Annotated in this window: 16 protein-coding genes and 1 other RNA gene; 8 read left to right on the top strand and 9 right to left on the bottom strand. The window is 50.5% G+C overall.

Annotated features, from left to right (window positions below; translation table 11 throughout):
- The first annotated feature begins 16 nt into the window (after positions 1 to 16).
- A complete protein-coding gene (locus NZM01_07150) occupies positions 17 to 2884 on the top strand; it encodes a response regulator (protein ID MCS6959810.1) in 2868 nt (955 codons plus the stop codon).
- On the opposite strand, the gene NZM01_07145 is transcribed toward NZM01_07150, so the two are convergent.
- The 5 genes from NZM01_07145 to rnpB form a co-directional block, all read right to left on the bottom strand.
- On the bottom strand, positions 2881 to 3117 hold the full coding sequence (locus NZM01_07145; protein MCS6959809.1) for a NifU family protein: 237 nt from the start codon (positions 3115 to 3117) through the stop codon (positions 2881 to 2883). The two genes, NZM01_07150 and NZM01_07145, sit on opposite strands and share 4 nt — an antisense overlap.
- Positions 3118 to 3152: 35 nt before the next feature.
- Positions 3153 to 3875, bottom strand: a complete 723-nt coding sequence (locus NZM01_07140) for a hypothetical protein (GenBank protein MCS6959808.1) — start codon at positions 3873 to 3875, stop codon at positions 3153 to 3155.
- A 17-nt stretch (positions 3876 to 3892) separates the two neighbouring features.
- Positions 3893 to 4909, bottom strand: a complete 1017-nt coding sequence (locus NZM01_07135) for a type I glyceraldehyde-3-phosphate dehydrogenase (protein MCS6959807.1) — start codon at positions 4907 to 4909, stop codon at positions 3893 to 3895.
- A gap of 73 nt (positions 4910 to 4982) precedes the next feature.
- Positions 4983 to 7253, bottom strand: a complete 2271-nt coding sequence (locus NZM01_07130; GenBank protein MCS6959806.1) for an HDIG domain-containing protein — start codon at positions 7251 to 7253, stop codon at positions 4983 to 4985.
- A gap of 3 nt (positions 7254 to 7256) precedes the next feature.
- An RNA gene (rnpB, locus tag NZM01_07125) (RNase P RNA component class A) lies at positions 7257 to 7633 on the bottom strand.
- A gap of 82 nt (positions 7634 to 7715) precedes the next feature.
- Between rnpB and tgt the strand changes: the two genes are divergently transcribed.
- From tgt to fba, 3 genes are all read left to right on the top strand, one after another.
- Complete coding sequence (gene tgt, locus NZM01_07120; protein ID MCS6959805.1) at positions 7716 to 8819, top strand: tRNA guanosine(34) transglycosylase Tgt; 1104 nt, start codon at positions 7716 to 7718, stop codon at positions 8817 to 8819.
- 26 nt (positions 8820 to 8845) lie between these two features.
- Positions 8846 to 9115, top strand: a complete 270-nt coding sequence (locus NZM01_07115; GenBank protein MCS6959804.1) for a LapA family protein — start codon at positions 8846 to 8848, stop codon at positions 9113 to 9115.
- A 72-nt stretch (positions 9116 to 9187) separates the two neighbouring features.
- Complete coding sequence (gene fba / locus NZM01_07110) at positions 9188 to 10270, top strand: fructose-bisphosphate aldolase class II (GenBank protein MCS6959803.1); 1083 nt, start codon at positions 9188 to 9190, stop codon at positions 10268 to 10270.
- A 47-nt stretch (positions 10271 to 10317) separates the two neighbouring features.
- Here the strand turns inward: fba and NZM01_07105 are convergent, their stop codons facing one another.
- The gene (locus tag NZM01_07105; protein MCS6959802.1) at positions 10318 to 10803 is read right to left on the bottom strand and encodes an allophycocyanin subunit alpha-B; all 486 of its coding nucleotides are present in this window, start codon (positions 10801 to 10803) and stop codon (positions 10318 to 10320) included.
- 131 nt (positions 10804 to 10934) lie between these two features.
- Between NZM01_07105 and NZM01_07100 the strand changes: the two genes are divergently transcribed.
- Positions 10935 to 12038, top strand: a complete 1104-nt coding sequence (locus NZM01_07100; GenBank protein ID MCS6959801.1) for a hybrid sensor histidine kinase/response regulator — start codon at positions 10935 to 10937, stop codon at positions 12036 to 12038.
- Positions 11998 to 12567, top strand: a complete 570-nt coding sequence (locus NZM01_07095; GenBank protein MCS6959800.1) for a hypothetical protein — start codon at positions 11998 to 12000, stop codon at positions 12565 to 12567. The genes NZM01_07100 and NZM01_07095 overlap by 41 nt, the downstream gene beginning before the upstream one ends.
- On the opposite strand, the gene NZM01_07090 is transcribed toward NZM01_07095, so the two are convergent.
- Together NZM01_07090 and rfbC are read right to left on the bottom strand one after the other, a co-directional pair.
- Complete coding sequence (locus tag NZM01_07090) at positions 12548 to 13192, bottom strand: Crp/Fnr family transcriptional regulator (protein MCS6959799.1); 645 nt, start codon at positions 13190 to 13192, stop codon at positions 12548 to 12550. The two genes, NZM01_07095 and NZM01_07090, sit on opposite strands and share 20 nt — an antisense overlap.
- A 52-nt stretch (positions 13193 to 13244) precedes the next feature.
- Positions 13245 to 13787, bottom strand: a complete 543-nt coding sequence (gene rfbC, locus NZM01_07085) for a dTDP-4-dehydrorhamnose 3,5-epimerase (GenBank protein ID MCS6959798.1) — start codon at positions 13785 to 13787, stop codon at positions 13245 to 13247.
- 62 nt (positions 13788 to 13849) lie between these two features.
- Between rfbC and NZM01_07080 the strand changes: the two genes are divergently transcribed.
- Together NZM01_07080 and sir are read left to right on the top strand one after the other, a co-directional pair.
- A complete protein-coding gene (locus tag NZM01_07080) occupies positions 13850 to 14518 on the top strand; it encodes a response regulator transcription factor (protein ID MCS6959797.1) in 669 nt (222 codons plus the stop codon).
- 100 nt (positions 14519 to 14618) lie between these two features.
- The gene (sir, locus tag NZM01_07075) at positions 14619 to 16502 is read left to right on the top strand and encodes a sulfite reductase, ferredoxin dependent (GenBank protein MCS6959796.1); all 1884 of its coding nucleotides are present in this window, start codon (positions 14619 to 14621) and stop codon (positions 16500 to 16502) included.
- On the opposite strand, the gene NZM01_07070 is transcribed toward sir, so the two are convergent.
- A complete protein-coding gene (locus NZM01_07070; protein MCS6959795.1) occupies positions 16471 to 18498 on the bottom strand; it encodes a glycosyltransferase in 2028 nt (675 codons plus the stop codon). The genes sir and NZM01_07070 overlap by 32 nt on opposite strands.
- Between the last annotated feature and the right edge of the window lie 5 nt (positions 18499 to 18503).

Genomic DNA, 18503 nt, shown 5'->3' with positions numbered 1-18503 from the left:
TTACCAGGTGGTCATAATGGACGCACAGGGCAGACCCAAGATTTTGGTAGTTGACGATGAGGCTCTCAACCTCCAGCTCATCGAGCGTATTCTTTACCCTCGCTACCAAGTTTTTACCGCTACCGATGCTGTCAGCGCCTCGTCAATTCTAGACCAAGAGCAGGAAATTGCAGTCATTATTTCCGACCAAAATATGCCCCAGGTGACAGGGACAGTGTTTTTGTCGCAGGTGGCTGAGTCCATGCCTGACACAATCAGGATTTTAATGACGGCACGCACGGATACCAAAGACCTAATTGAAGCCATTAACACCAGTAAAATCTTCAAATTTATTCCCAAGCCTTTCAAGCGAGAACATCTCCTCAGCATTGTGGAACAGGCAGTGGAAACCTACCAGCTCCTGCGCTCCCGCACTCTCAGTCTACGAAATACCCTGGATCAAGTGGAGGCTCGTTATCAAAGTTTGTTTGAGAATGCCCTAGAGGGTATTTTCTTTGCTGACCAAGATGGGGTGTTCCAGTTAGTCAATCCTGTCATGGCCCAGATACTAGGCTATCCTAACCCTACTGCTCTAGTAGAAAACAGGACTAGTTTGTCTCAGTTTTTTCTCTTGCCAGAGACATACAGTGAATTCCTGACCTACCTGAAGCAGAAGCAAGGGGTATCCGACTTTGAAACTCAGTTCCGTCGTGGTGATGGACAAAAATTTTGGGTATCCCTCACAGCGCGATCGGTTTTAAACGACCAAGGGCAAATCGAGCGGATTGAAGGTTTTGTGCAGGATATTACTCAGCGCAAGCGGGCGGAAGCGGGCATTCAGATGTTACAAACAGTGGTGATAGAAGCAGGCAGTGCCCCCGACCTCCATACTGCTCTCCATCTAGTGCTGCAGCATATCTGTGAATACACAGGCTGGTGGATTGGCGAAGCCTGGTTACCCAGTCTCGATCGGCAAACCTTACAATTTTCCACCGCTTGGTACACCCCCCACCAAAACCTAGAGGAATTTCGCCAACTCAGTTATGACCTGATTTTTGCGGGGAGCGACAATCTCATTGCCCAGGTGTGGCGGAAAAGTGCCCCCCAGTGGATTTGGCGACTCGACCAAGTGTCCCCCCAAGTTATCCCCCGCCGTGATGCTGCCCTCCAACACGGTATTAGTGGCTGTCTAGCCCTGCCTATCCGATCGAAACAAAATGTCGTGGCTGTCCTAGTCTTCTTTATGCCCCAAACAATTGAGCAGGACAGTTGCCTAGTGGGTTTGATTAACACGATTGCTACCCAATTGGGGACAATTTTCCAACGCAAGCGGGATGAAGCGGAGATTTTACGCATGAACCAGGAACTTGCCCTTGCCCGTGACCAAGCCCTAGAAGCCAGCCGTGCCAAGAGTGCCTTTATGGCAACGATGAGCCATGAACTGCGCACCCCCCTCAATGCCATCATTGGCTACAGTGAAATGTTGCAGGAAGATGCCCGCGATGACGGCAGGGAAGACATGGTGGCGGACTTACAGAAAATTCATAGCGCTGGCAAACAACTCCTGGAGTTGATCAATGACATTTTGGACATTTCCAAGATCGAAGCGGGCAAAATGGAAGTTTTTGCAGAAGAATTTTCTATCCCTGATTTGCTCAGGGAGATAGTGGATGTGGTGCTCCCATTGGTGGAGAAGAACAACAACGAGTTGCGGGTTGCCTGCGACGAAAATATTGGCACCATGTACTCAGATATGGCGAAGGTGCGTCAGTGCCTGGTTAACCTCCTGAGTAATGCTGCTAAGTTCACCCAAAATGGCATCATTTCCCTAGCGGTCGATCGCCGCGAAGCCACTAATGGGTCTTGGGTTAGCTTCATTGTCCAGGATACGGGGATTGGCATGTCCCAGGAGACGATGAGTAAACTATTTCGTCCCTTTAGCCAGGCGGACAACTCTACAACCCGCAAGTACGGTGGGACAGGGCTAGGACTAGCCATTACCAAGCGCTTTGCCCAGATGATGGGAGGGGACATTACAGTAGAAAGTGAACTCAACGTCGGCTCTACCTTTCGTCTCTACTTGCCCGCTGCCCTAGAGAAAAAGGAGAAACAGACAGAACCCCCCCCGCCTGTAAAATTAGAGGATGACCAGCCCCAGCCCCAACAACCAGTAGTGCTCGTGATTGACGATGACCCCTATGTCCACGACCTGCTAAAGCGTTTTCTCAACAAGCATGGCTTTGCCATAAAAATGGCATTCAATGGGCTGGATGGCATTCGCTTAGCACGGGAAATAGTGCCCTCTGCTATTACCCTCGATGTCGTCATGCCGGGAATGGACGGCTGGAGTGTGTTAGGTATTCTTAAGGCAGACCCCAAAACCTGTCACATTCCTGTGATTATGCTGACGATCGATGGTGCCAAGGAGAAGGGCTATGCCCTAGGGGTAAGTGACTTTCTCACCAAACCTATCAACCGCAATCGCCTACTGGCTGCCCTGCAGAAGAGCTGCCGACGTGATACTTTGGTTAATCAGCGAATTTTAGTAGTCGAAGACGAAGTCAACGCCCGTCAAGTCCTGCGCTGGATGTTGGAAAAGGAAAAATGTGTGGTATGGGAAGCGAACAACGGCAGAGATGCCCTGCAGAGAATAGCCCAATCCACTCCCGATTTAATTTTGCTCGATCTAATGATGCCAGAGATGGACGGATTTGAGTTTGTGGAAACCCTCCGGCAGCAGTATCCCGACTGGCAGGTACCAATTCTCGCCATTACAGCGATGACACTATCCCCCAGCGATCGGCAACGCCTAAATGGCTCTGTGGAGAAAATTTTGCAAAAGGGGGCGTGCAGTGTGGCAGAACTCCTAGCAGAAATTCACAACCTTTTGCCCCAGCAAACTTAAAAAACCTGTTCTACCTCCCCAATGTCAGGGATTTCCTCCCGTAATTTCCGTTCAATACCCATGCGCAGAGTCATCGTAGAACTAGGGCAAGCACCACAGGCACCCTGCAACCGCAACCGTACAACTGGTCCATCAATTTCTACCAATTCCACATTCCCACCATCTGCTAGCAGGTAGGGGCGCATTGTATCAAGAACTTGTTCAACGTTCTCCCGAGTTAATGCTAGAGCCATAAATCAACACTCACAACTACTGTAGGTATTCTAGCTCACACACCAAAGGACTGTAATACTACCCGTCCTAGCTCCTCCGCCGCTTTAGCGGAAGCGGGGTCACCAGCCTGCCCCTGTCCATAGAGGGAGGCTATGATACTAGCAAAGATCAGGGCCTGGTCATGCAAAGTAGTGACTTCGGCAGGGGAAAGTCTCTTCAACATCTGGCTATCCAAAATAAACCTGTGCACATCACCGAGAAGCTGGTTACTTTGTGCTTCTGATAACTCCGTTCCGCTGACGCTGGTCACTGCTGCTGCAATCAGGAGGGACAGAGCATAGGTGAGATTGTTCGATCGGAAGTTTTTGTCCTTGTAGATTTCTTGGAGTACCTCTTGTCCATATCTTTGCAGAGCAGTTCGCTCAGCAGGGGTTTGACCTAGTTGGGCAAATTGTTGAGGCAAAGGAGTGCTGCGTACAGGGCGAAAATCAGTCTGGGAGAAGGGAGCAACGGTAGCCTTACTAGTTCTAGCAGCCTGGCGAGGGGAACCCGATCGGTTTTTAGTCTGCCGGCCCTCCAGGGGCACATTCATACTCAAGAAGTAGTTTTGTTGCGCCTGGGAGAGAATAAAACTGGCATTTGCCAGCCACATGGTGCTGTATTCCATACTGGGGGAGAGGTAGTTGCTGTATTGGGCAAGCATAGAAGCAAAATTACTCAGCCAGCCTGCCCCCGCTAGGGCAACACTAAGCAATAGGTTACGCCATCTGAGCAACATACCAACTCCCTCCTAGATTAGGCTGCTTCCCACTTAGCTGCTACCACTTCCGCTAGGTCAACTACCCGCTGACTGTAGCCCCACTCATTATCGTACCAGGCTACTACCTTCACCATATTATCTCCCAACACCATTGTGAGAGAAGCATCCACAATGGAAGAGGCATCCGTCCCGCGATAGTCAATGGAGACTAGGGGCAACTCACTGTACTCTAAAATGCCCTTGAGGGGACCGGCTGCCGCCTCCTTCAAAGCAGCATTTACCTCCTCAGGAATTGTGGGCTTTTCTACCTCTGCCACGAAATCTACTACCGAGACGTTGGGGGTGGGTACGCGAAAAGCATTACCGTTTAACTTACCCTTTAATTCTGGTAATACCAAAGCTACAGCCTTGGCTGCCCCAGTAGTGGTAGGCACAATGCTCAATGCCGCTGCCCGTGCTCGGCGTAAATCCCTGTGACTAGCATCCAGGAGACGCTGATCCCCTGTGTAGCTGTGGATAGTGCTCATAAAGCCCTTGATAATGCCAAACTGTTCGTGTAAAACCTTAGCAACTGGGGCAAGACAGTTCGTGGTACAGCTGGCATTGCTGATAATGTGATGCTCTCTATGGTTGTAGGTCTCATGGTTTACCCCTACAACAAAGGTGCCATCCTCATTTTTCGCCGGTGCAGTAATTAAAACTTTCTTTGCTCCCGCTTTCAGGTGCTTTTCTGCCCCTGCCCGATCGGTAAATACCCCTGTTGCTTCGATAATCAAATCCACGCCCAGTAAGCCCCAGGGGAGGTTTTCCGGGTTGCGGTCAGAGAAAGTCTTGATGCGGTGACCATTAACAGTAATCGACTCGTCATCGGCGCTGACTTCACCAGTGAATTTACCGAGCATCGAATCATAAACCAGTAGGTGAGCGTTGGTACGGGCATCTGAGGTGTCGTTAATTGCCACAATCTCTAACCCTGTTTCCTTACGCCCTGCCCAGCATCTGAGGAAGTTACGCCCGATGCGTCCAAAGCCATTAATTGCTACTTTAATCACTGCTTATTGCCCTATCTAAAATTGTTAAATTGATCTTAAGCTTATGATACAGAAAAAAGGTACTAATACGGCATCACTTTTCCCTGGTGGCAAGGGGATACTGGGAGTCAGGGATGGCTGAACCAGTGGGGTCAATTTTCTTCGCTAGTTCGGGATACTTGATCCTGCCGTGGTTGCGCTGTTGCCAAACCGTGATAAACACAGGGGCAAGGGTTTCTAAGTCCTGCCAAGTCAAGCCAGATTGCCTTAACTGTCCATCGTCCCAACGGGCTTGAAATATGCGCATCACCATCTCCTGGGCTTTTTCTAGGGTTGTGTCTGTTCCCAGGGAGCGTAAAGCTGCTTCACAAGCATCAGCTAACATGACTATCCCCGTTTCCCGACTCTGGGGCGTGGGTCCATCGTAGCGAAAATCTGCTTCCCTAGCCTGGGGGTCGATCGCCTTCGCCCTGTGGTAAAAGTAAGAAATGACAATTGTGCCCTGGTGTTCAGGAATAAATGCCTGGAGAATTTCTGGCAGGCGATACCGCTGCGCTAGCTTTAATCCACCTGTGACGTGTTCCTTGATGATGGCAGCACTGCGCCAGGGGTCATCGAGCCGATCGTGGGGGTTTGTTCCCCCCATCTGGTTCTCAATAAAGAATTCGGGATGGAGGGTCTTGCCAATGTCGTGGTAGAGGGTACCCGTCCGCACTAAGTTGGTATCTGCCCCCAGTGCCCTTGCCCCCGCCTCTGCCAGGTTTGCCACAAATAAAGTATGTTGAAATGTCCCTGGGGCTTCGTTGACTAGGCGGCGTAATAGAGGACGATCGAGGTTAGCCAGTTCTGCCAAGCGAATAGGAGTGAGGGTATAGGCAATCTGCTCCAGATAAGGAATTGCCCCCAGGGCAATAATGGAACTCACTACTCCCCCTGCGGCAAACTGTAGCGCCGTGACCACCAAACCAATGGGTGCCCCTCCCGCCATTGTCAACAGCAGGTAAACTCCCCCCTGCACTGCCCCCACCACCAAACCCATCAACGCCAAGTGGGAACGAGTTTGGGGACGATCGGTGATCATGCCAGCTACTACTGCCCCTACCACCAAGGGTATATAACTGAGCCAGTTACCCGCCAAGCTAGCTAGTACTGGTAAACACACTAGCAGGGTTGTACTGGTTGCCAAGCGTGCTCCGTAGAAGCTGCCCAAAATAAAGCCCAGCCCTGCCAAGGGCACAAACATCAAGTAGGTATTGGGGATTAACACCGTTGTGACTGTAATACCCAGAGTAGTCAGGGCAATTACTGCTAAATCCCGATTTTTGGTACTGCGGGGCTTATAAAACAAAGAACTGAACACCAACAAACCTAGCCCGACCAAACCAGCCACGGTTATAATTCGTACCCAGTTAGGACGGCGACGAGTTAACCCCAATTGATCCAGAAAAATGAAATCCCGATTAGTGATCGTCTGTCCCGCCAGGATTAAAATCTGTCCTTGTTTGAGCGTAATTAACTGGGGTGGCACAGCTTCTGCTGCTTTAGCGGCTTCCCTTGCCATTGCTCCATAATCAGGCACCAGGTTTGGTTTACTCACCTCCTGCAACAATGCCAGCACCACCCCGCGGCGCTCCTCTTCCTTGGGTAGGAGACGGAGGGACTGCAACCGCCGCTGCATCAGCTCCAGTGGAATACCGGGTACAATCCCTTCACTAAGTAACTGTTCCAGGGATTCCCGCAGAATGTATTTGTCCAGTTCCCATTCCATGTCAGACAACTGCAACCACTGGCGGGTGTAAAATTTGCCCCCTAGCTGCATCAGTACCTGCCGATAGGACTGCCTAGCTTGTAGAATCATGCGCCATTTTTGGGGGGAGTGCTGTTGTATTTCCTGCAGCTTACGGCTAAGGGCAGGCTGGGAACTAGCCCCAGACAGCAAGGCTTGCCAGGTTTGGTCACTCATCTGCCGTAGCAGCCTTTGTTGTTCCAAAGATAAGTCTTCCAGAGGTAAGTAGGGTAACCTGCCCGCCTTGTCCCGCAGTAAGTCTCCCTGTAGGATTAACTGTTCTAGCCTTTGCCGTGCCTGCACATTGGCATCTTCATCGATTTTGTAGATCGGTAAGACTTCCTGTTGGGCTTTCTGACGAGCAGTATAAGTTGCTTCGGGGTCTTCAATTGTTATGTCCCTGGGTACGCGGATATCTTCCTGCACCACCATCCCCACTTTTAACGTCGGCTCCCAAAAGAAGCGGGAACTCAGCGTCAAACTCAGCCCCAAAAAGGTGACACCCACTAAGCCTTGGCGGAACCACACACAGGAATTAGCACAGAACCAACTTTGCAGGTGTTGATAGAATTTGCCCATAAAGATTAGGAGTGGGTCGTAAGCCGGGTTCTGTTACATCATAACTGGTATGATGCGGCGATTATCTATCTGGGAGGGCTGTTACCAACCCCCTCGTGCGGCACACACCACTATTTTAGTGGTAACGGCAATTGACCCGCAGCAGACCACAGTCAATCACCTCTCGCCTTGCTTCCGTCTGGGGTTTACCGAGCCAGTACCTCACGATACTGCTGGTGCGCTCTTACCGCACCTTTGCACCCTTACCCTTCCTCAGGGCGGTATGTTTCTGTGGCACTATCCTCACGCTCACGCGCACTGGGTGTTACCCAGCAGACTGGTCTGGTGGAAGCCCGGACTTTCCTCAGAAGTTACCTTCCGCAATCGCCTCCCCCACTCCTAATCGCTCTATATTCTATATGGTAGGAACGCTAAAATAAACAAGTTTGCCGCTCCCTTTCGGCTGCACAACTGGGTTTATCCATGCCAATTAGTTTTGCTGTAACTGCTACCTGTGGCACCGCTAGGGCAGGTGTTCTCCAAACTCCCCACGGAGTAGTACAAACCCCCCGCTTTATGCCTGTGGGTACCCTGGCAAATGTCAAAACCCTGACACCGCAACAACTGCAAGCCTGTGGTGCCCAGATGATCCTCGCCAATACTTATCACCTCCACCTGCAGCCCGGGGAAAAGATTGTTGCCTTGGCAGGCGGTCTGCACCAGTTCATGGCGTGGCAGCAGCCTATCTTGACGGATTCGGGGGGCTTTCAAGTGTTTAGTTTGAGTGAGATTCGCTCGATTAGTGATGCAGGGGTAGAATTTCGCTCCCCCAAGGATGGACAGATAATTACTCTGTCACCCGAAAAGGCGATCGAGATTCAAAATACCCTGGGGGCGGATGTAATTATGGCTTTCGATGAATGTGCTCCCTATCCTGCTACCAAGGAAGAAATTATTGCTGCCAGTGATAGAACTACAAAATGGCTCGATCGTTGCCTGCGTGCCCACCAGAGACCCCAAGACCAGGCATTGTTCGGTATTGTCCAGGGAGGCGTATTTTTAGATATAAGAAAACGATCGGTGCAAGAAATTACGCAATTTGATTTACCAGGGTATGCGATCGGGGGAGTAAGTGTGGGAGAACCGCCCGCATTGATCAACAAAATTGTGCAAGCTACTGCTCCCCTCCTACCTGTCCATAAGCCTCGTTACTTGATGGGTGTGGGTACTCACCGTGAGATGGTACAGGCAGTAGCAGCAGGGATTGATTTATTTGACTGTGTCATGCCCACGCGGTTAGCTCGCCATGGTGCCGCTTTGGTGCGGGGAGAAAGACTAAATCTCAAAAATCAACAATTCAAAACAGATTTGCAGCCCCTTGACCCCACTTGTCAGTGTTATACCTGTAGAAATTTTAGCCGTGCTTACCTCAGTCATCTGATACGTGCCCAGGAAATTCTCGGCTACACTTTGCTATCTATACATAACATCCATGAATTGATCAATTTCACTGTGAAAATGCGAGAATCAATTATGAAACAGACATTCTATGAAGAATTTGCCCCCTACTTATGTTCCGCGTCCTAACATATACTTTGCTGTGGATTTTGTTAATGGGTGTAGCCATTTTTGCTAGCCAAAATCTCAGTCCCGTTAGTATCAGTTTCCTCTGGTTCCAGTCAATTCCCCTACCCCTGGGCTTAGTGTTAATTAGCTGTGGGGGGCTGGGGGGAGTCTGCCTGACAGTCCTGCAGGAAATGGACTGGTCATTGCCCCAGCTTGACTTCTCTCCCCAGAGAGATACCACCTACCGTTATGTGCCACCCCGTGCCCAACCCCCGCAAGATGACTGGCAGGAACCTTGGGATGACGATTGGGAATAGTCTATAGTGGAAAGTGTTAAATTATTCTAAAATTAACCTAGCCTACGTCCATTTTCAGTTAGGAGAAACTTTATGGCTCTCGTCCCTTTACGTCTCCTGTTAGACCACGCGGCGGAGAACAACTACGGTCTTCCTGCCTTTAATGTCAACAACATGGAGCAGATTCAGTCCATTATGCAGGCAGCCCACGAGACCGACAGCCCTGTGATTTTGCAAGCTTCCCGTGGTGCCCGTAAGTACGCAGGGGAAAACTTCCTCAGACATTTGATCTTGGCAGCGGTGGAAACCTACCCCCACATTCCTATTGCTATGCACCAGGACCATGGTAATGAGCCTGCTACTTGCTATTCTGCCATTAGACATGGTTTTACCAGTGTGATGATGGATGGCTCCCTAGAAGCCGACGCTAAGACTCCCGCTAGTTATGAATACAATGTCAACGTTACCCGCACTGTAGTGGAAGTTGCCCATGCTGTGGGTGTAAGTGTAGAAGGGGAGCTGGGTTGCTTAGGTTCTCTGGAAACCGGTATGGGGGACAAAGAAGATGGTCACGGTGCCGAAGGTAAGCTCTCCCACGATCAGCTCTTAACTGACCCCGACCAAGCGGTGGACTTCGTGGAACAAACGGGGGTAGATGCTCTGGCAGTAGCAATTGGCACTAGTCACGGTGCCTACAAGTTCTCCCGCAAGCCCACAGGGGAAATTCTAGCGATGGATCGAATTGCGGAAATTCACCGCCGTCTGCCCAACACTCACTTGGTGATGCATGGTTCTTCCTCGGTGCCGGAAGATTTGATTGCTCTAATTAATCAGTACGGTGGTAAGATTCCTGAAACCTATGGTGTGCCGATTGAGGAAATTCAGCGCGGTATTCAACACGGTGTACGCAAGGTCAACATCGATACTGACAACCGTTTAGCTATCACTGCTGCTGTCCGTGAAGCTCTGGCCAAAGCCCCAGAAGAATTTGACCCCCGCCACTTCCTCAAGCCTTCTATCAAGTATATGCAGAAGGTCTGTGCCGATCGCTATGTTGCCTTCGGGGCTGCCGGCAATGCCAGCAAGATTAAGCAAATTGGTTTGGATGAGTTTGCTACTCGTTACGCTAAGGGTGTCTATCCTGCTCCCAAGCCTAAGGTAGTAGTTATGGCATAAATTTTCCCAAGTAGGGGGAGGGGACCCGATCGGGTCCTTTTTCGGGTTTACAGCATTGCCTGGATAACGTAATCGAAGTAGGGTTCTGCTACCATAGCATCCTCAGCCGGTAAGAGCACGAGGGCAGCGGCTTTTAGACAGCGTATAGCATCTGCCATACCCACCAAGGGCACATTGAGGTTGTTATACATTTCTCGCACACCGATGATCCCAATGTCCTCGATCGGTTTTTTATCCCCTGCCAGGATACCGTAGGTGATTAACCGGAGATACCAGCCAAAATCGCGGATACACTGGGCGCGCTGCCTAGCACCGGCGGCATTTCCCCCTGGGGCAATGTATTCGGGATGAATTTTCCACAGTTCTTCCGTGGCTTTCTTGACAATTTTCTCTTCGTTTTCTGTTAACACACTGACAATCCGCACCCGTTGTGCACCCGTTTGTAGGTAGTCCTTGATCGTTTGTAGTTCGTCCAAGGTGGGGTAACGCAGTTCATCATCCGCCTGCAGTATAACTTGAGTAATAACGCTCATATAATATAACGATTAAAAACACTACCCCTCCTAGTTTACTCCCCTCCCCTCCATTTGCCAAATAATACGCTAGACTGAAGCCAAGGGGGAATGGCTGTGGCACAATACAGCAGAATATTAATTATAGCCCAATGGAACGCCCCGATCGCTTACTGGTAGTTGATGATGTCAGTGACAACATTCACCTTGTCCGTGCCATTTTAGCGGAGGAGAATTACCTGATCCTTGAGGCCCGCAATGGGCAGCAGGCGCTGGAAATTATCCCCAGGGAATTACCTGACTTGATTTTATTGGATGTCATGATGCCGGGTATGGACGGCTATGAGGTAACGCGGCGGGTGCGGGCGATGGAAAACATCCCCTTTATTCCCATTTTGCTGATTACTGCCTATGACCAACCCAGTGCCGTGCGGGGGTTAGATTTGGGGGCAGATGAGTTTATCCGTAAACCAGTGGAGGCAGATGAGTTGGTGGCACGGGTACGCTCTCTGTTGCGCCTTAAACACAGTATTGCTGAGCGGGATCGGATTGAGAAACAACGGCAGGATTTTGTCTATCGCTTGACCCATGACCTGCGTACTCCTTTGGTGGCGGCAGACAAGATGTTAGAACTACTGCAAGAGGGAGTATTAGGGGAAATTCCCCCGGAAGCGAAGGAAGCGCTGGCGGTGATGTCCCGCAGTAACCGCGATTTGTTGGAAATGGTCAATAAGCTCCTAGACATCTATCGCTACGAGTCGGGCAGTAAAACCCTCAATATGCAACCTATTGACCTACGGGAACTCCTAGAACAGGTGGTCAGCTCCCTTCATCCCATCGCTTTTTCTAAACACATTGATCTGTCTATGCACTTGCCCGATCGGTTACCCATGCTGCAGGGGGATCGGTTAGAGTTAATGCGGGTCTTCAACAATATTATTGGCAATGCTCTCAAATTTACAGATAGGGGCAGTGTGCAGGTGACTGTAGCGGCAACAGAGCGGGAAACCGTGGTGTCCGTCATTGATACTGGTCCTGGCATTCCCCTGGCGGAGCAGAAATCATTGTTCCAGCGCTTCCAGCAGGGCAAGCACCACAAACAGGGCAGTGGGTTAGGTCTATATCTTTCCCATTACATTGTCACTGCCCACGGTGGTAGAATCACAGTGCAGTCTACGCCCGGCAGCGGTTCCTGTTTCTCTATTCATTTGCCCCATGCTTGCACCCCAAGTCTTGTACGAAACTCTGCTGGCTGATTACTCCAATCACCAGGATGCCATCGATCTGTTGCGCCGTTACCGCCCCTATTTTGAACTCATACCTAGCCTGCGCCGTCCAGCGGAGAGTGTAATCAGTCTGCCCTTGCCAGTTGTGCGGGTGGTGCAGGTCAGCGATCGATCGAGTGTGCATCAACAATTAAGTTGTGACATTGCTCTGTTGCTCTGTGACCCAGAATGGAAGGTCAAAACTGACCATGAAATTTTTATCTTTATTCATCGCCCCGAAGAGGATTTTTCGGGTTTGTTGACCAGGTGGCGGCAGATTGAAATTTTAGTGGGGCAAGAATATTCCTGGGTAATGCCTTGGAAACATCGCCATATTATCAGCGAGAAGGGCAGGTTACATTTTCCCTTGTTTGTGACTATGACCTACACCCCTGAACGGATCAGGCGGGGTCTTGTAGGAGCGGGTTTACCCTTTGTCGATGTAAAAATGCCGGAGTTTCCTATCGCTACTCCCCCTGAGGACATCCCAGCAGAAACCTCTACGGAAGAACAAACTTAGGTGTGAGGATAAAATGACGGTCTTTATCGATGATGAGGCTGCCTTCCCTCTGCAGTTGTCCCAATAGACGGGTAACGGTCACCCTAGTGCTGCTGATGGCATTGGCAATAGTTTGATGGGTCAGACGGCAGGGCAGACGAACACCCCGTTCTACTTTTTGCCCTAGTTCCCTGTGCAACAACCATAGAAAATGGCGTAGGCGTTCCTCCACCCGCTGGCAGTTGGCAATGGCGAGAAAAGCTTCTGTCTGGCGCTGGCGATGGAGGAGATACCAAAATAAGCTCTGACTGAGTTTAGGGGAGTGGGCAATCTCTGTCACCGTCAGACTCATTAAGTTTACTTCCGTAATTGCCAAAGCGCGATAGGGAGACAGCGTAGTCAGGGGTAAGCCAAAGGGCATGGCAGGTACAGCAAAGCCCACAATTACCTCCTCTCCCTGCCAGTGGAGTGTACTCAACTGCACGATACCCCGATAGACTACCCAAACCTGACCCGGTAACAACTCAATCCCCGCCCCCGCGGCAAAGGGTTGTAAGCTCCGCCCTTGATAGACTTCCTCTAGGGACCAGCGCTCTGGCTCCGCCTGGCTTGCCCAGCTCTCCCGCAATACAGTATAGTAGTCCATAGGCGTAAAAATAATCCTAGTGTCATCTTATCGGGGTTAGATTAAGGTGAGGTTAAGGGTAGAGGTCAGCCTCTGTAAACAGCTTGCCTGCCTGGTCTTTGGCCGAGAGAATGGGATCGCTACAGCCCCAGTTAATGTTTAGGGTAGGGTCGGACCACAGAATACACCGATCGTATTGGGGGGCGTAGTAATCGGTAGTTTTGTAGAGAAAGTCGGCAAATGGTGAGAGGACTAGAAAGCCATGGCCAAAGCCAGGGGGAATCCATAGCATGCGTTTATTTTCCGCCGAGAGGATGACGCTTACCCATTGCCCACAGGTAGGGGAAGACCGCCGTAAATCAACTGCTACATCTAAAACTTCTCCTGTCACCACTCGCACTAGTTTCCCCTGGGGCTGCTGAATTTGATAGTGAATCCCTCGCAATACTTTGTAGACCGATCGGGAGTGATTGTCCTGCACAAAGCTGCAATTGAGTCCTGTCAGGGCGGCAAATTTCTGTTGATTAAAACTTTCTAAAAAGAAGCCCCGCAGGTCGCTAAAAACGATCGGTTGGAACAGGAGCACATCAGGGAGTGAGGTCGGGATTACTTCCATAGAATACAGAAGACATAAGTATGGGACAATGCCAGGATAGCCGATAATTATGCCCCTCTATCATGGCTGTGACTGTGCAGATTGTAGAAAGTAATCTTAATTTAGGCTCTCTCCTGCGCTGGCATCTGCAAGAGGCAAATTATAGGGTCTATCTTACCAGTAATATACAGCAGGCAAAGGAAGTATTTAGCAGCAAATTTCCTGCCGTAATTGTCATTGATACAGATTTAGCAGACGGCAGTGGTATTGATTTGTGTAAGTGGATATTTCCCCAAAATCGTGCTGTAGTCATGCTCATTTCTAATCAAACTAAAGAAAGTGACATTATCAAAGGCTTAGAGGCAGGAGCAGATGACTACCTAAAAAAACCCTTCGGTCTAGGAGAATTTCTCGCCCGGGTTGCTGTTTTAGCCCGCCGTGCCCGCCGCCTTGCTCCCCCTGCTATTTTAGAATTACCTAATCTCAGAATTGACCTCATCCAAAGGGTGGTGAAGTTCCGCGGCAAAACGATCGAGCTGACCCCCCAAGAATTCAGCTTATTATATGTTTTAGCCCAAGGGGGCGGTACACCCTTATCCCGCCAAGAATTATTGCAGCGAGCTTGGGATGGGACTGTGAAAAATCACCGCACCGTTGATAGCCATATCCAATCCCTACGCAAGAAACTAGACCCTAGCTTAATTCTGACAGTGCGCAATGTTGGTTATGCTTTCAACCATCAATCTAAGTAGCTGAGTATTTCTGCTATGTTAAGTAACATTTCTAAGTCACAAGTGGGGCATTCAGGTTATCCTATAATTTCCTAAAAATTTTGGCATTTTGGCAAAGGATATGACGGACACGGTAAGACGCTCACGGGAAGAAGGGATCAAAGAACGGAGTCAGTTCCTCAGGGGAACGCTGCCGACGGAGCTAAACGAGCCTACGCCTGCCTTTAGCCGCGATGCCATGCAGATTCTCAAATTCCACGGCACTTATCAACAACGGGACAGGGACCACAAGGGAGATGCGCCCTACATGATGATGCTGCGCACACGTACCCCTGCGGGTGTGGTTGCCCCGGAGTTGTATCTTACCCTGGATACCCTTGCCGATCGGTTTGCCAATGGTACTATCCGAGTTACGGACAGACAGGGCTTCCAGTTACATGGGGTGTTGAAAGCAGACCTCAAAACTGTGATTCAGGAAATCGTTCATCATATGGGGTCAACTTTAGGTGCCTGTGGCGATGTCAACCGCAATGTCATGTGCCCGCCGCCACCATTCAAAAATGCCCCTGCCTACAACTACGCCCGTACCTATGCCCGCAATATTGCTGACCTGCTCCGCCCCCAGACCTCTAGCTATTACGAAATCTGGCTGGATGGGGAAAAGTTTGCCACAGCGGAAGCCCCAGAGGTTACTGCTGCGCGTCAACAGATGGGGAGGGGGAGGGTCAATACTAACATCCCTGACTGCCCAGAGCCAATCTATGGTGTCCACTACATGCCCCGTAAATTCAAAACTGCCCTCACGGTGCCAGGGGATAATTCTGTGGATTTATTTACCAATGACCTGGGTTTGGTGGTGATTGTGGATGAACAGGAACAACTCAGGGGCTTCAATGTGTATGTGGGGGGAGGATTGGGACGGACGCACCGCGACGAACAAACGATCGTGCGCTTAGCGGATGGGATTGGCTTTGTCCCCGCTGATCGGATTTATGAAGTAGTCAAGGCAGTAGTGGCGTTGCAGCGAGACCATGGCGATCGTCTCAATCGCAAACATGCCCGCCTGAAGTACCTGTTACACGACTGGGGGGTGGAGAAATTCAAGCAGGTACTCAAGGACTACTATCCCGATGACCTAGAACCCTTGGTGGAGTTGCCCCCCTTTACCTATCAGGATTACTTGGGCTGGCATGAGCAGGGGGATGGCAACAAGTTTCTGGGTATTTCTATCGAAAATGGCAGAATTGCCGATCGGAACGGCTGGCAACTGAAAACAGCCCTGCGGGAGATTACGGAGCGCTTCCACTTGCCTATGCACTTGACTCCCCAACAAAATGTGCTGTTGTGTGATATTAGCCCTGAGATTGAAAAGGAAGTGCAGCGTATTTTGACCGATCGGGGGGTGTTGATGGCGGAGGCAGTTGATCCCATTGTGCGCCAGAGCATGGCTTGTCCCGCCCTCCCGACCTGTGGGTTAGCGGTGACAGAATCAGAGCGGGTGTTACCAAGTGTGCTGAGGCGGATTCGCGCTCTGCTGGAGAAGCTCAACTTGGGCAAGGAAAGCTTTGTGGTGCGGATGACAGGGTGTCCCAATGGCTGTGCCCGCCCCTATATGGCGGAGTTGGGTTTTGTCGGCAGTGGGATTGGTGAATACCAAGTGTGGTTGGGAGGTACACTCAATAGCACAAGACTGGCAGAGCCGTTTATCGATCGGATGCCCCTGGACAAGCTAGAAGCGACTTTAGAGCCCTTATTTGTCTGTTTCCGCGAAGAACGGCAACCAGGGGAGCTATTTGGCGATTTCTGCGCCCGCAAGGGCATTGCCTACCTGCAGGAGTTTGCCCAAAACTACGTTCCCCCCAAACCAAAGGATATGCGCCACCGCGTCACCCTGTCTCCCCCTGTGTATGAACGTCTTAAGGAGGCAGCTCGCACTACTAACCGATCGATGAAGGAATTAGTAGAAGCTGCTCTCAAGGAGTATCTAGGCAAATTGACCGACTAGACAACAACTCCCGCAGAGTTTCGCCAATTAGGGGAGCAATGGCTTCAGGGGTATACTGTCTAATAAAGTCATAGCCAGCCCTGGAAAGAGAACGCCAACGATCGGGGTCATCATACAAATCTAAGACAGTAGCGGCAAATTCTGGAGGAGTATCGGCAATCAAAACGTTCTTCCCCGCCTCTAAGCCCATGCCTTCCGCCCCGATTGTAGTTGTCACCACAGGCAACCCAAAGGACAGGCTATGACCAATTTTCCCCTTCATGCCCGCACCGTAGCGCAGAGGAGCGACAAACAGACGATGACTAAGGAAATAACTGGACACATCAGGCACATAGCCGGGCACAGTAAGGCGGGGGTCTTGGGCTAGGGCTTGCACAGAGGCAGGGGGATTACTACCCAGCAAAGTGACAGTGATGTCAGGGCGTTTTGCCCAAATGATGGGCATGATCTCGGTTGCCAACCAGATTACCCCATCAACATTAGGAGCATGGTAATAGCCACCGATAAATAATAAGCCCTTGCGCTGGACAATATCGGGAATTTCCCCGCTGTAAATCGGATGGATATTGGGAATGACCTTAATGTTTATTGCTCCATCTGATACTAATTGCTGCAGAATCTGTCGTTCCTTGGCAGTGACCACGATCGTTACATCTGCTTGCTGGGCACATTTGACTTCTAGCTGTTGCATCTGCTGCCATTCCCTGTCGTCTTTGCCCTGTAATTCTGCTTCCCGTTGGAGGCGGAGAAAATGTAAATCGATCGTGTCATAAATTAATTTAATATGACGATTTTGTTGCAGGAGGGGAAAATATTTAGCTGCCAATTCAGGGCGACAGACCCAAGCAACATCAATATAGTTAAGGCGCTGTTGTAATCGTTTTGCCCAGTCATATTGCTGATAGGTAAAATAAAGCACTTCGATACCCAAACTTTCCAATTCCGAGGTGTAGGGTTCTTGTTCATGCCCATAGTCAGGCAGAAAAATGACACTGTAACCCTGTTGGAGGAGAAGCAGTAAAATTTGATGCAGGCGAAAGGCCCCTGATTCCTTGTCGTAGGGGGGAACTAACGTATCAATCACCAAAATTGTTGGTTGCTTAATTGCTTTACGGGAATGGAAAGGTGGGCTAGGTGTACCCCAAAGGGACTGCCACAGCAAACGATCGGCGTTGTCAACCCCTGGCAGTTGGGCAGAGCGATAGACAAGCTGACTCTTGGGTTGATAGATGGCGGGGATATTGGCAGCTGCCAAGCGATAACACAAATCGGCAAAAGCATAGACAGGGCAGCAGAACTTCTCCCCCAGTCCCCCCACCTGCCAAAATAGACTAGCACGAATGGCAAACCCCCACGGGACAAGGGCTTCTGCAGGGCGGACATAGTTGTAGCAGGGTTCCCCTGGATAGTCCCGATCGCCAAAATACACAGGCGTTTCAGCCATGATCACCCCCGCACTAAGAAGATGGGTATGCTCCGAGATGACTTTTGCCCCCACACCGTAACCCCGCTCCAGGAAGGGGAGCAAACGATCGAGATAATTGGGTGTGACTTGACAGCGGTCATCTAAGAAGAGCAGGTATTGCCCCCTTGCCTTCTTTGCCAAATAATTCCATGCCTGCACTGCCCCCAGGGGGTAGGGAGAATAGAGCCACTGCACACCGCCAACAGTCAAAAGCTCAGAGGGGGGTGGAGTACCATCTAGCAAAACCATGACCTCTATACTGTGGTGGGCTGCCAAACACGCCTGCACATAGTAGAGACAGTTAAACAGTTTGTCCGCCCTGCTGTAAATGAGGACAGAAACAGTAGCATCCCAGGTAATTTGCAGTTGGAGGGGCTGAGGCGTAGCTAGAGGAGAGACAAAAGTAGCAACTGGCGCTGGGCGTTGGGCAGAGTGAGTAAGGGATAAAAACTTGCGCCAAGCGCGGGAAATCACACCCTTGACACCCTCTGTTTGCCAGACTGTCTGGAGTTTGTACCAGTAATTAGTCATCCAAA

The organism is Pseudanabaenaceae cyanobacterium SKYG29, from assembly GCA_025055675.1.
Taxonomy (GTDB): domain Bacteria; phylum Cyanobacteriota; class Cyanobacteriia; order Pseudanabaenales; family Pseudanabaenaceae; genus M5B4.
Note: the sequence above shows the minus strand (reverse complement) of the source record. Positions and strands in the feature narration are given on the sequence as shown.